Here is a 13,509-nt window from a genome sequence, read left to right as displayed (position 1 = left end):
CAGACCTACTGATCTTCCTCTGTGGGAGCGAGCTTGCTCGCGATGGGGCCGGCACATCCAATATAAGTGCAGGCTGAACCACCGCCATCGCGAGCAAGCTCGCTCCCACAGGGTTCACTGCCCCTATATATACCCGACGTGCCGCTCCCAGCCTGTGGCTTGCACTCGCCCCGCCCGCTATACTTCCCGGCTTTTCCTGAATAAATGCCAATAGGGTCCCGCCGCGCATGGATAAGACCTACCAGCCGCACGCCATTGAAACTTCCTGGTACAACACCTGGGAGTCCGAGAATTATTTCGCTCCGCAAGGCGCGGGCGATTCCTACACCATCATGATCCCGCCGCCGAACGTCACCGGCAGCCTGCACATGGGCCACGGTTTCAACAACGCGATCATGGACGCCCTGATCCGTTTCCGTCGCATGCAAGGCCGCAACACCTTGTGGCAGCCGGGCACCGACCACGCCGGTATCGCCACGCAAATGCTGGTGGAACGTCGCCTCGAAGCCCAGGGCCAGAATCGCCATGACCTGGGTCGCGAGAAATTCCTCGAGAAAGTCTGGGAATGGAAAGACGAATCCGGCGGCAACATCAGCCGTCAGATTCGTCGCCTCGGCTCGTCCGTCGACTGGAGCCGCGAGCGCTTCACCATGGACGACGGCCTGTCCGAAGCGGTCAAGGAAGCCTTCGTGCGCCTGCATGAAGACGGGCTGATCTATCGCGGCAAGCGCCTGGTCAACTGGGACACCAAGTTGCACACGGCGATTTCCGACCTCGAAGTGGAGAACCACGACGAGAAAGGTTTCCTGTGGAACCTGAAGTACCCGCTGGCCGACGGCGCCAAGACCGCCGAAGGCAAGGATTACCTGATCGTCGCCACCACGCGTCCGGAAACCATGCTGGGCGACTCCGCCGTAGCGGTGAACCCGAACGACGAGCGCTACCAGGCGCTGATCGGCCAGTTCGTCGAGCTGCCGCTGGTTGGCCGTCGCATCCCGATCATTGGCGACGACTATTGCGATCCTGAATTCGGCACCGGTTGCGTGAAAATCACCCCGGCCCACGACTTCAACGACTACGAAGTCGGCAAGCGCCACAACCTGCCGCTGTTGAACATCTTCGACAAGAACGCGAATGTCTTGCCGGCCGCCCAGGCATTCAACCTCGACGGCACCCTGAACGAAAGCGTCGACGGCCAGATCCCGGCCGAATACGCCGGCCTGGATCGCTTCGAAGCGCGCAAGCAGATCGTTGCCGCATTCGACGCCGCCGGCCTGCTGGTCAGCGTTGACGACCATGGGCTGAAAGTCCCGAAAGGCGATCGCTCTGGCACCATCATCGAGCCGTGGCTGACCGACCAGTGGTACGTGTCGACCAAGCCGCTGGCCGAGCCGGCGATTGCCGCCGTGGAAGACGGCCGCATCCAGTTCGTGCCCAAGCAATACGAAAACATGTACTTTTCTTGGATGCGCGACATCCAGGATTGGTGCATCAGCCGCCAGCTGTGGTGGGGCCACCGCATCCCGGCCTGGTACGACGAGTCGGGCAAGGTCTACGTCGGTCGCGATGAAGCCGAAGTCCGCGCCAAGCACAACCTTGGCCCGGACGTAGCGCTGGCGCAGGACAACGACGTTCTCGACACCTGGTTCAGTTCGGGCCTGTGGACGTTCTCGACCCTGGGCTGGCCGCAACAGACCGAGTTCCTGAAGAAATTCCACTCCACCGACGTGCTCGTCACCGGCTTCGACATCATTTTCTTCTGGGTCGCCCGGATGATCATGCTGACCATGCACTTGGTGAAAAACGAGGACGGCACGCCGCAAGTGCCGTTCAAGACTGTCTACGTCCATGGCCTGGTGCGCGACGGCCAGGGCCAGAAGATGTCCAAGTCCAAGGGCAACGTCCTCGACCCGCTGGACATCATCGACGGCATTGACCTGGAAACCCTGGTACAGAAACGCACCTCGGGCCTGATGCAGCCGAAACTGGCGAAGAAGATCGAGAAGGCCACCCGCGAAGAATTTGCCGAGGGCATCGCCAGCTACGGCACCGACGCTCTGCGGTTTACCTTCTGCTCGCTGGCATCCACCGGTCGCGACATCAAGTTCGACATGGGCCGCGTCGAAGGCTATCGCAACTTCTGCAACAAGATCTGGAACGCCGCGCGCTACGTGCTGGACAAGGGCGAAGACTGCGGCCAGAACGGCGAAGCCTACGAGCTGAGCCTGGCTGATCGCTGGATCATTTCGCAGTTGCAACGCACCGAAGCCGAAGTGACCCGCCAGCTCGACCAGTTCCGTTTCGACCTGGCCGCACAAGCGCTGTACGAGTTCATCTGGAACCAGTATTGCGACTGGTACCTGGAACTGTCCAAGCCGGTACTGTGGGACGAAAACGCACCGGTCGAGCGCCAGCGCGGCACCCGTCGCACCCTGGTTCGCGTACTGGAAGTGGCCCTGCGCCTGGCGCATCCGTTCATGCCGTTCATCACCGAGGAAATCTGGCAGCGCGTCGCACCGCTGGCCGGTGCCCAGGGCAAGACGATCATGCTGCAACCGTGGCCGGTGGCCAACGAAAGCCGCATCGATCCGGCAGCCGAAGACGACATCGAGTGGCTGAAAACCTTCATGCTCGGCCTGCGCAACATCCGCGCCGAAATGAACATCGGCCCAGGCAAACCGCTGACCCTGTTCCTGAAAAACGCCTACGCCGAAGACCTGCGCCGTCTCAACGAGAACGAAGCGCTGCTCAAGAAGCTGGCGAAACTCGAATCGGTGACGGTACTGGCTACGGGCGAAGAAGCACCGCTGTCAGCCACCGCCCTGGTTGGCGAGATGGAAGTGCTGGTGCCAATGGCCGGCCTGATCGACAAGGCCGCCGAACTGGCGCGCCTGGACAAGGAAATCCTGCGTCTGAAGGGCGAAGTCCAGCGCGTCGGCGGCAAGCTGTCGAACGCCGGCTTCGTCGACAAGGCACCGGCCGAAGTCATCGAGAAGGAGCGGGCCAAACTGGCCGAGGCCGAACAGGCCCTGGGCAAGCTGGCCGAGCAGCACGCGCGGATTGCCAGCCTGTAACGGTGGTTCGTGATTGAAAAGGGAGGCCCTGGTGGCCTCCTTGTTTCTGCCTGCCCCATCCTTCAGACAGTAGAGAACCTGTGGGAGCGAGCTTGCTCGCGATAGCGGCAGGTCAGCCAATTTATATGCCAGCTGATACACAGCCATCGCGAGCAAGCTCGCTCCCACACAAGCTCGCCTCCACATTTAATTCGCGCAGCCATCAACGCCGAATGTGGGACAATGCCCGCCACTTTTTAAGCCAGCCCTGAATCGACCCGCCATGACCGCTCCTCGCCCTCCTCGCCCTCCTCGCCCTCCCCGCCCTCCCCGCCAGAAGCCCAAGCCCGTCGCCGAGGCCAAGGCGCCGCGGGAGAAGGCCAGCCTGCATTCGCGCAATCGCCATCAGGGCCACTACGACTTCCCGGCGCTGATCAAGAGCACACCGGAACTGGCGAAGTTTGTGATCATCAATCCCTACGGCAAGGAAAGCATCGACTTCGCCAGCCCCGAGGCGGTGCGAGTGTTCAACCGGGCGCTGCTCAAGTCCTTCTATGGCATCGCCTATTGGGACATTCCGGCGGACTACCTGTGCCCACCCGTGCCGGGGCGCGCCGACTACGTGCATTTTCTCGCCGACCTGCTCGCCAGCCACAATGAAGGCGAAATTCCTCGCGGCGCGGCGGTCAAGGTGCTGGACGTTGGCACCGGCGCCAACTGCGTTTATCCGCTGATCGGCTACAGCGATTACCGCTGGCACTTCCTGGGCTCGGAAATCGACCCGACGGCAATCGCGTCGGCCAAGGCCATCGTCCAGTCCAACGGCCTGAACAAAGCCATCCAGCTGCGCCAGCAACCCAACCGCAAGCACATCCTGTCGGGGCTTCTGGAAAGTACCGAACGGTTCGACCTGACGATGTGCAACCCGCCGTTCCACGCCTCCCTGGAGGAAGCCACCAAGGGCAGCCAGCGAAAATGGCGGGCATTGGGCAAGGCGGATCCGAAACGCAAGTTGCCGGTGCTGAATTTTGGCGGCCAGGCGGCGGAGCTGTGGTGCGAGGGTGGCGAGGCGCGCTTCGTCACGCAGTTGATCAGTGAGAGCGCCCAGATCGCCGGGCAAGTGCTGTGGTTCAGCACGCTGGTATCGAAGGCCTCGAACCTGCCGGCGATTCAAGCCGCGCTGAAGAAGGCCGGAGCGCTGCACAGCCAGGTCGTGGAAATGTCCCAAGGGCAGAAGCAGAGTCGGTTCGTGGCCTGGACCTTTCAGGACCAGGCGCAGCAACAAGCCTGGCGCCAGGCGCGCTGGGCTCGCAAGGACTGAAACTCCCTCAACACAGCCTGATGCGGTTCACTTAAGGTATCGACATCCCCGTGGCGAGGGAGCTTGCTCCCGCTGGGCTGCGTAGCGGCCCCAAAACCTGCCGAATACGCAGCATCAAACACACCGTACCCGCCGGAATACGACTGCTTCGCAGCCGAGCGGGAGCAAGCTCCCTCGCCACAGGTACGTCGTTTTTCTTGAGTGATCAGCATTAGTCACCACTGTCCACTTTTTCAAGGCAACAAAAAACCGTGCCCGGATCGCTCCGCGGCACGGTTTTTCATAAAACGATCTTACTTGTTGACCGCGTCGGTCAGGCCTTTGGCCACAACCAGCTTGATCACTTTCTTGGCCGGGATTTCGATGGCTGCGCCAGTCGAAGGGTTGCGACCGGTACGGGCAGGACGCTCGGTGACTTTCAGCTTGCCAACACCTGGCAAGGTCAGTTCGCCGCCGTTTTCCAGCTGATCGGCAACCACTTGGCCCAGTTGGTCCAGCAGCGCACGCACGGTAGCTTTTGGTGCGTCTACAGATTCAGCCAAATCAGCGATCAGTTGGTCTTTAGTAAGAGCCATGTAGTGTTCCTTCCCTATCAAATTCATATGGATTGCAGAGTGCAGTGTCAGCCATCGAGCCGATCTATCTGATCAGCCTCCCTCGGTCATCACCACGACGGATCGGGGTAATAGATGCCGAAATCCGGGTTTGGTTCGACCTGACAAATGCTGAATGCACGCTTAACGCAGTGACTTCGCGTAAGACCGGGCAAAACTAGCACAACGCCTGTGAAATATCCGCCTCTACCTACCCATTTGGTCAGCTTTATTGCGCTAAATCGGTAAAAAAATGCTCACCGGGTGTCAGACCGGTCTGAAAGGGCCTTCACCACGTCCCAAAACCAGTGATTGCGGTACACTGGGCCCTTTTTCGGGGAGCGCGCCCTCCTCTCTTTCATCAGCCGAGAAATCCATGCCGATCCGTCATTGCATCGTCCACCTGATCGACAAAAAACCCGACGGCACGCCCGCTGTGCTCCATGCCCGCGATTCCGAACTGGCGGAGTCCACGGCCATCGAGAACATGCTCGCCGACCTCAACGAGAGCTACAACGCCAAGCAAGGCAAGGCCTGGGGCTTCTTCCATGCCGAATCCGGGGCGCATCCGTTCAGTGGCTGGTTGAAGGAATACCTCGACGGCGGCAAGGACTTCACTGCGTTCAGTCGCGTGGCGGTGGAACACCTGCAAAAGCTGATGGAAGAATCCAACCTGTCGGTGGGCGGCCACGTGCTGTTCGCTCATTACCAGCAAGGCATGACCGACTACCTGGCGATCGCCCTGCTGCACCACAGCGAAGGCGTGGCCGTGACTGACGAGCTGGACGTGACCCCGTCGCGCCACCTGGACCTGGGCCAGTTGCACCTGGCGGCGCGGATCAACGTGTCGGAATGGCAGAACAACAAACAGTCCAGGCAGTACATCTCGTTCATCAAGGGCAAGAACGGCAAGAAGGTTTCGGAGTACTTTCGCGACTTCATCGGTTGCCAGGAAGGCGTCGACGGCCCCGGCGAAACCCGCACCCTGCTCAAGGCTTTCAGCGACTTCGTCGAAAGCGAAGACCTGCCCGAAGACGACGCCCGGGAGAAAACCAAGACCCTGGTGGACTACGCCAGCAGCCAGGCCAAGCTCGGCGAGCCGATGGGCCTGGAAGAGCTCTCGGAGCTGATCGACGAAGAGCGCCCGAAAGCGTTCTACGACCACATCCGCAACAAGGACTACGGCCTGTCGCCGGAAATTCCGGCGGATAAACGCACCCTCAATCAGTTCCGCCGCTTCACCGGCCGCGCCGAAGGCTTGTCCATCAGCTTCGAAGCGCATCTGCTGGGCTCGAAGATCGAATACGACGAAGAGGCCGGCACGCTGATCATCAAGGGTTTACCGACCTCGCTGACCGATCAGCTCAAGCGGCGTAACTGATGCTCACCCGGGTACTGAAAAAGTGCCTGCTGGTTCTGCTGGTGGTGGTCGCGTACCAGAACTGGGGCACGATCGAAGCGCGCAAGGCCTACGAGGCGCTGGGCGGCCGGGGGATTCCGATCCTGGATGTGAATGGCACGTTGATTCGTGGGTATGAGCCGGAGAATATTCTCAAGGCGTTGGCCGCGATATAAATCTGCCGCCCAACGGTGATGTCGGCCCTGATGGCCCCATCGCGAGCAAGCTCGCTCCCACATTAGGTGCGCGGTGAACATCGGATTCGCGTCCGCCGAAATCACTGTGGGAGCGAGCTTGCTCGCGATGGCGTTAGACCAGTCACCACCTCAGCAAAAATCAGACCGCCTCGATGCGAAACCCGAGCCGCGGAAAGTGCACATGCACCACCCCGCCACGCTCGTCCTGACGACGCAGAATCAATTCTTCGCTACCGGCAAACAACAACTCCCCAACCACCGGATCGACACCGTAATCAGTCGCCGCGATGCTCACCCGCTGCCCCGCCACAAACCCGTTCGGCTCCTCGAATGACTCATCCGGCAGCGCTGCCGGCGTCGCATTGCGAGCCACCTCCAAGGCCTCTTCGGAACTCATCTGGCTCGACGCGCCATGGCCGAAACCCAACACCCGCGCCAGCCACGCCGATACCGCCGGATGAGCGTCCACCAAAGGTGAAGTGACAGGCGTGCCCTTGAGAAACCACAGCGGATGGGCCATGGCAAAGTCGGCAATCGACGGATCGCCCAGCAGGAAGTCGCCCTCTTCACGCTGCAACTGCTGCTCCAGGCGCGCCATGATCACAGGCCACTGGTGCTTGGCCTGCTCGGCGGATAGACGCGTGACCGTGCCGCCACTGAACAGCCCGACACGGTCGCTGATGAACGCCTTGATCGCCTCGGGCGGCAACTTGGCAAAACGCACCGCCACCGATTCCGGTTGGAACACCAGGCTTACCGCATGCTGAAACACCACCGAATCCGCCCATGCGGCAAAGGACGCAGCGATCATTTCCCGGCCCTCGGGAAACAGCGCCGGGGAGGCTTTCTGCTGCTCAAGTCGCCGAGCTATCAACGCCGTGTCGCAGTAGATGTCCGCGCCGATCTGCAACACCGGCGTCTTGCGGTAACCGCCGGTCAAGGCCGTCAGGTCCGGCTTGGGCATCATTGGCGGGATACCTACCGAACGCCAGGACAGGCCTTTGAAACCCAGCAGCAGGCGGGCTTTTTCTGCGAATGGGGAGGTTGGGTAATGATGGAGGATCAGTTCTGACATGCTGGAGTCCGTCGGACGTAGGAACAACCAGCTTAGCGTGCAAAGGGTAAACGGCCTACCCAATCGGATTGATGAATACTGCGCCATGAGCATCAGTGGTTGAGCAACGTCGGATGAAAGTGACCGATCTGTAACAAACCAATCCGGTTATAGCCTTAATTTCTTTTTAAGCTAAACAACTAGTATTTCTGACAGTTCACTCCCCATTACATGCCGCCTAAGATTTTTCCATACCCGAGAACGACTGAGAAGTCAGCAATGCTTGGGCTACTTCATTTCAATCCTCTATAACCCCTTCACGAAGAGGTAATGAGCCATGGACATCACAAAATATCCGCTTTTCGACACCCAAAGCCCTCAAATACATGAAGTCGACCCTCGAACAGGCCAATTTCATACTTACTTACCTATCGCATCAATAGTCGGTAACGAAGGCCGCGGACCGTTTTTGGACCTCAATCTCTTTTATTCTCCAGAGCTATACGACGACCACCTTGGAAACTGGGCACTGCGCTTTACCCACCTTCACACTAACGGGCAAAGCCGCTTCAGCACTCTATATCTTTCAACCGGCGGGGTGTGGACGACAGATCAGAACGACTTATACCATCCGGCCTTCACGCTGGAACGAGGCAGCGACCCACGACACCCTACCGTCGTACATAAAGATGGAACAACTGAGAGACTAGTTCCTCACCTGCACTTTATTAAAAAAGGCAGTATCAGACCTGACACTGAAACTGACATAGTTATAACTGACTACACTCCTGAAAAAATCATATCTGCGCTGGGACTTTCGCTAACGATAGAATGGGAAGATACGAAAGTCAACAACCCAGTCCAACCCTATCCACCCCGGCTAAAGTCCATAAAGGACGAAAGCGCAATATTATTAAATGTCTCATACTCCCAAGACCTTGTCACCTTCGAACTTTACCCAGGCACACAGGAAAGTTACAAACATGAATTCAAAATCGACACCCAAAATACAAGCCTGACAGAAGCCAAAATAGTCAAGGCATCTAGCACACTCGCCACAAAAACATTCAAGTATAATTTCCGCGACGATAAAAAATACAGCGCGCTCTGTTCAATTGAACATCCATCAGGCCTGCGAGAAGAGATCTCTTACGGCACTGACTGGAAAGTAGCCTGCCATACATTAAGCGCCAGTGGCATACTGACAAGCAAATGCGACTATTCATACGAGGAAAATATCACCACGCGTACAAATATGACTGAGGGAACGCCAAGCACCACAGCCTTTCATTACAACTCCGACGGCGTTCAAACCAGCGAGATCCACACTCTAGGCGACTGCACACATACAATCGAAATGACAAGCGAGCACCACAAGGAAGAGAAAGAACTAGTCAACACAACCCAACACACCTACAAAAATAAAGAAACATCAAGGACGGAAACATCCACATCAATATTGGACACGGCCGGAAACCTGATCCGCACAACAGAAAATGGTATCACCACCGAATGGACTTATTACAAAGCTTTCAAGGAAGAACATATCCTCATGCGCGAGCAAGGCAACTCGCAGGGTCTTGTGGGATATCTCCTCGATGACATGATACTGCCGTTGGTGACTGATAAGAAGCAAGTCAGTCAAGGGTTCACCTATGGGACGATTGACTACGACGCTACTGTCCATCACCGCGCTTACTCCTACGGCATTAACGGAAAACAAGACTACAACTTACCCATCGACATTATCCCCCTAGGAGACCCGAACCTTTTCAAGGTGTTTGTCGAATCCGAAAAAGTCTATACAAAACGCGATGACAAGCGCGTCGATCTCAAGTGGACTTTCTATGGATACACTGAGGTGCCGACAAAGGATCCTACACTTGCCGGCCCGGCGATTAAGCCTTCGATAAAACTTACAGTTCTCGACCCTGTAACCGACGATTACGTCAAACTGAAATCCTGGCAGGACGGCGCAATGACGCTGGAAACGACGGCGTACTACACCGACATCAACGCCCCAGACACCTTCGGCCGAGTGAAGTCCATTACCCAGCAGATCCTCGATAGCCAAGGCAATGAGGTGCCGCTTTCTGGCCAGACAATCACAAGGCAGTACAAACTTCAAGGCCGCAATTTGACCACCACCAGCACCCTGACAACGGCGGAAAATATCCCCGTCATTACCAGCCAGACAGTTTCAGCGCTCACCGCAGAAGTGATCATGACCGTCGATAGTCTCGGTAACGAAACGTACTATGAGTACGACTATATGGGCCGCCTGATCGGTAAAAATGATTTCTATCAAAGCGATGAACTGCGCAGTAGAACCGGTTTTACTTACTACACTGAAAACGGCCTCCAGTGCCGCTCAACTTTTACCCCTACGAATGAGAAGGGTAAATCAGAGGAGTATCGGGAGGAGTTCGATGCCCTGGGGAGAATCGTAAGTACGAAACACTATATTTGGGGTATCAACGATTGGCGTACTTTGTCCAGCACGACCTATGACGAACTGGGTCGCGAAAAACAGACCACAGAGTACGACTACCGTCCGGACGGTAGATTATTGTTTGAAAGTCAACTGGTCACAACCTACAACGACTGGGGCCAACGCTCGAAGATTCAGCTCGACGGCGCGGGTGCCACCTGTTTCGATTACGACCCGATTTCACGCGAGTCCAAGCAATGGCGGGAATGGGGAGACTACTCCAGCGGCGTCCGCACCCGGATCAAGGATGACGGGAAAGGTGGGCAGATACAGGAAAATGAGTTCTTCAGTACAGTAGTAAAAATTGACAAAGAAACTGACGAGAAAATCAGTGGAGAAACAGTAGCGCAAAAAACAATCAGCGCCTATGACGCCTGGGGCCGTTTAAGCGAGGAAGTCTCGTCCACCGGCGAAAATAGCCAATATGACTATGATCATTTTGGCCGCATGATCAGCATGACTCACGCAGGTACGGTGACCTGTTACGGTTACCCAGCACATGCCCCCGTAATGGCGGTCGCGTCTGCGAGTATTCAGACACCTGAGGACACAGAGGCTCATACATTCGGTAAGCGTAAATTCGATGGTTTAGGACGTCTCAATGAAGTACAGGTCGGTGGAAGACAGCAGACCTATACCTATAACTACGCAGGTGATAGTTCATTGGGGGCAAGCAGTCTTACACCCTCCGACGTCTTCCAGCCGACCCAGACACCAAGCTTCGAGTCGAGTTACGATAGATACACCGGCAAGGTTACTGAAAAGGCTACCGGTTATCCAGACACAACCTTGACTGAGGCCTGTTTTACATATTCGTTAGGCGGTGTGTTGCTTGAATGCAAGGATGCCTTTGGCCATACAACAAAATATGAGTACGACTCGCTAGGGCGCCCCACGGGATCATCGAGCGATAAGGTGATAACAAGTTTAAGCTACGACGACAGCGGCGCCTTGAGTGAGGAAACCGTCACAGACATAGACAGCGGACGCTGTATGGCCATCGCCTACACCTACGATGAACAACTGCGCGAAAGCGAACGCCGCTTCACTGTTGAAGGTTTTGCGGAGCTTGCAATCAAGCGAACCTATCAAGGTGGGTGGTTGGCCAGCACGGAAATGCTCGCGAATGAAGAGCTGCTGCGCCGGGAAGAATTCAGCTATACCCCTGAAGGGCGTCTCGAGCGCTATTGGTGTTCTGGCAGCGAGGTACCGCTTGACCCTCAAGGAAACTCTTTAAATGAGCAAACGTTTGTTTACGATGCATTTGGCAATATCAGCGAATGCAGCAGTATTTTTGCACAAGGCGAGAACACTACTAAATATACGTATGATGAGACTGACTACACCCAGCTGAAGTCTATCTCTCACTCCGCAGAGAATTATCCGCCTACAACATTCACGTACGACGAACTGGGCCGTCTACATAAAGACAGTCACGGAAAAACCCTACGCTACAACCAGGCATCGAGATTGGGTAATCTGAAAACACAAATTCCCGACACCAGCTACGAATACATATATGACCCTTCGGGCAGACAGGTCGCGTGCTCTGGAGCTGATTATTCCGAGCAGTACTATTACAAGGACCACTACCAATATGCTCGTAAAGCTGAGCTGCAGATTGATGGAGAGCAGTATTATCGGACTTTGTCGCTCCTGAACGACAGCAGCGCCTGCGTCCTCCAACAACAGACGCTGGAGAACAGCAAGGGGGAGGCCAGCATTTCCAACAGCTTCGAGATCAAGGATGCACATGGCACCCTGGTCGCCAGCTATAACCTTTCTGACAATTCGCCGACTTTCTTTGCGTACACGCCTTTTGGCTATCGGCCCGATGACAGGACCAAGCCCAGTTGGCTGGGTTTCAATGGTCAACCGATTGACCGGGTCACAGGCACGTACCCCCTCGGTAATGGTTACCGTGTCTACGACCCGGTGAATCAATGCTTTCAAGCACCAGACATCCTCAGCCCCTTTGATGAGGGCGGCCTCAATAGCTATTGCTACTGCGATAATAACCCGATCAACTTCAGCGACCCCAGCGGTCACGCGCGGATCGTCCGGAAGGAAGTTATGAGGACCACTACCCCCCTATTTACCCCTACACAGGTAGCTACCCTCAATGCGCTCTACGGAGCTACCATCGGCCTGATCCTCACCCCTGTTACCGGGGGTACTGTAATGACCGTCGCTACCGTAGGATTGGCCACTGTATCAGGAGCATTTGGAATTGCCGCGGCAGCCACTCAGGAAAGCGATCCAGAACTGTCGGAAAGATTGGGTTGGATTTCTATGGGCACGGGACTTGCAAATGTCGCCGTCGGGGTGGGTGGCGCAATGGCTAAGGCGGTCTCTAGAGGACTTCGACAGGGAGTACAAAAATTCATACCTCGTGGGGGGAGGCTCCCAGCAGGACAGGCAGTTACTGGCACTGTCAAGGGTGTTGCTGGAGAGCAAGCCTTAATATCGAGCTATGAGATGTATGTTGGTGGACCAAACAGCCGAACTCTGCTCATAGACGCGCATGGATTTGCGCGAGGTCGTTACATGCTCAAACCATTGCCTAAGACCGACGTACAGTTTCGCTCAGGTTTAGGGACGCAAGCTGGGGATAAAGGTTCGTCGTGGGCTGATCTGGTGAATAACCGAACTCCTTACAGATACGCCCCCGGAGCCACGGATATCCCGGATTACATACTCTCCGAATATAAAGCTGCGTCGCACCTTGAGAGCGGCATGCTATCCACAAACTACCAGGCAGATCTGATCTATATCTCAAAAACATTAAATGCGGACATAGTTCGCCCAATCGACACCATGCGCTTCAGCGATTTAATCAACACGATACATAATGAAGGCTTTCATTATGACCGCATTGTAGGAAACTTTTGTCGCGGCACGATCGGCCGTAACAGCTGGGGGGCTGTGAAGTATTTTCGGCGACATTTGAGGCTCTTTTAGTTCCAGCCACTTATGAAATCTAGGAATACTAGACACTGACATACACTACATTTAAGCCGGTGCTCAACATTGTTGGGCGCTGGCCATTAAAACTTAAACTGCAGACAATAGAGATTTAGTCACGCGCCAGAGCTATAGCCCCCAACCAAAACTTCCTTGGCTTTTTTTCTCAACTTCTTGATCAACCGCTCCTGCCGCAACGCCTCGCCCTTGTCACGGCAGGCCTCGGTATAGACCAGCGCGACCGCCGGGCTGGAGAGAAAGAAACGCGCGCCCTTGCCGCTCTGATGCTTGGCGAAACGCCGCACCGGGTCATCGCTGATGCCGCAGTACAGCGAGCCGTTGGCGGCGCGCACCAGATAGACGAACCAGGGCTTGGCCGGTTCGGGCGTGGCGGGGGCGGCGAGGCCGGGGGATGATTCGATGGTGGTCACGGAAAT

General features: G+C 56.3%; 8 protein-coding genes. 5 read left to right on the top strand and 3 right to left on the bottom strand.

Annotation, left to right across the window (positions count from 1 at the left end):
• Window positions 1-227 precede the first annotated feature (227 nt).
• Together J3P91_RS05015 and rlmF are read left to right on the top strand one after the other, a co-directional pair.
• Window positions 228-3,074, top strand: coding sequence for a valine--tRNA ligase (locus tag J3P91_RS05015; protein WP_434602894.1), 2,847 nt, complete (start codon window positions 228-230; stop codon window positions 3,072-3,074).
• Window positions 3,075-3,336: 262 nt separating this feature from the next.
• Window positions 3,337-4,374: a 23S rRNA (adenine(1618)-N(6))-methyltransferase RlmF gene (rlmF, locus tag J3P91_RS05010; RefSeq protein WP_434602893.1), complete on the top strand. Its 1,038-nt coding sequence runs from the start codon at window positions 3,337-3,339 to the stop codon at window positions 4,372-4,374.
• Between the two features lie 293 nt (window positions 4,375-4,667).
• On the opposite strand, the gene J3P91_RS05005 is transcribed toward rlmF, so the two are convergent.
• Entirely contained in the window at window positions 4,668-4,949 is a 282-nt protein-coding gene (locus J3P91_RS05005) for an HU family DNA-binding protein (RefSeq protein ID WP_030139622.1), read from the bottom strand.
• 394 nt (window positions 4,950-5,343) lie between these two features.
• Between J3P91_RS05005 and yejK the strand changes: the two genes are divergently transcribed.
• Together yejK and J3P91_RS04995 are read left to right on the top strand one after the other, a co-directional pair.
• A complete protein-coding gene (yejK, locus tag J3P91_RS05000) occupies window positions 5,344-6,348 on the top strand; it encodes a nucleoid-associated protein YejK (RefSeq protein WP_420765369.1) in 1,005 nt (334 codons plus the stop codon).
• Window positions 6,348-6,542, top strand: a complete 195-nt coding sequence (locus J3P91_RS04995) for a hypothetical protein (RefSeq protein WP_434602892.1) — start codon at window positions 6,348-6,350, stop codon at window positions 6,540-6,542. The genes yejK and J3P91_RS04995 overlap by 1 nt, the downstream gene beginning before the upstream one ends.
• A gap of 160 nt (window positions 6,543-6,702) precedes the next feature.
• Here the strand turns inward: J3P91_RS04995 and J3P91_RS04990 are convergent, their stop codons facing one another.
• Window positions 6,703-7,638, bottom strand: coding sequence for a glutathione S-transferase family protein (locus J3P91_RS04990; protein WP_434602891.1), 936 nt, complete (start codon window positions 7,636-7,638; stop codon window positions 6,703-6,705).
• 316 nt (window positions 7,639-7,954) lie between these two features.
• On the opposite strand from J3P91_RS04990, the gene J3P91_RS04985 reads away from it, so the two are divergent.
• On the top strand, window positions 7,955-13,069 hold the full coding sequence (locus J3P91_RS04985; protein WP_434602890.1) for an RHS repeat-associated core domain-containing protein: 5,115 nt from the start codon (window positions 7,955-7,957) through the stop codon (window positions 13,067-13,069).
• A 119-nt stretch (window positions 13,070-13,188) separates the two neighbouring features.
• Here J3P91_RS04985 and J3P91_RS04980 read toward each other — a convergent pair whose 3' ends face one another.
• Window positions 13,189-13,503 (bottom strand): GIY-YIG nuclease family protein, encoded by a 315-nt coding sequence (locus J3P91_RS04980; RefSeq protein ID WP_434602889.1) that lies wholly within the window; start codon window positions 13,501-13,503, stop codon window positions 13,189-13,191.
• Between the last annotated feature and the right edge of the window lie 6 nt (window positions 13,504-13,509).

This window comes from Pseudomonas sp. Z4-7 (assembly GCF_051131965.1).
Taxonomy (GTDB): domain Bacteria; phylum Pseudomonadota; class Gammaproteobacteria; order Pseudomonadales; family Pseudomonadaceae; genus Aquipseudomonas.
The sequence above is the reverse complement of the archived record's forward strand: the minus strand, read 5'-3'. Positions and strand labels throughout refer to the sequence as shown.

Coding starts and splice junctions, on each gene's coding strand:
- rlmF (WP_434602893.1), top strand. CDS start 3,337: ATGACCGCTCCTCGCCCTCCTCGCCCTCCTCGCCCTCCCCGCCCTCCC.
- J3P91_RS05005 (WP_030139622.1), bottom strand. CDS start 4,949: ATGGCTCTTACTAAAGACCAACTGATCGCTGATTTGGCTGAATCTGTA.
- J3P91_RS04990 (WP_434602891.1), bottom strand. CDS start 7,638: ATGTCAGAACTGATCCTCCATCATTACCCAACCTCCCCATTCGCAGAA.
- J3P91_RS05015 (WP_434602894.1), top strand. CDS start 228: ATGGATAAGACCTACCAGCCGCACGCCATTGAAACTTCCTGGTACAAC.
- J3P91_RS04985 (WP_434602890.1), top strand. CDS start 7,955: ATGGACATCACAAAATATCCGCTTTTCGACACCCAAAGCCCTCAAATA.
- J3P91_RS04995 (WP_434602892.1), top strand. CDS start 6,348: ATGCTCACCCGGGTACTGAAAAAGTGCCTGCTGGTTCTGCTGGTGGTG.
- yejK (WP_420765369.1), top strand. CDS start 5,344: ATGCCGATCCGTCATTGCATCGTCCACCTGATCGACAAAAAACCCGAC.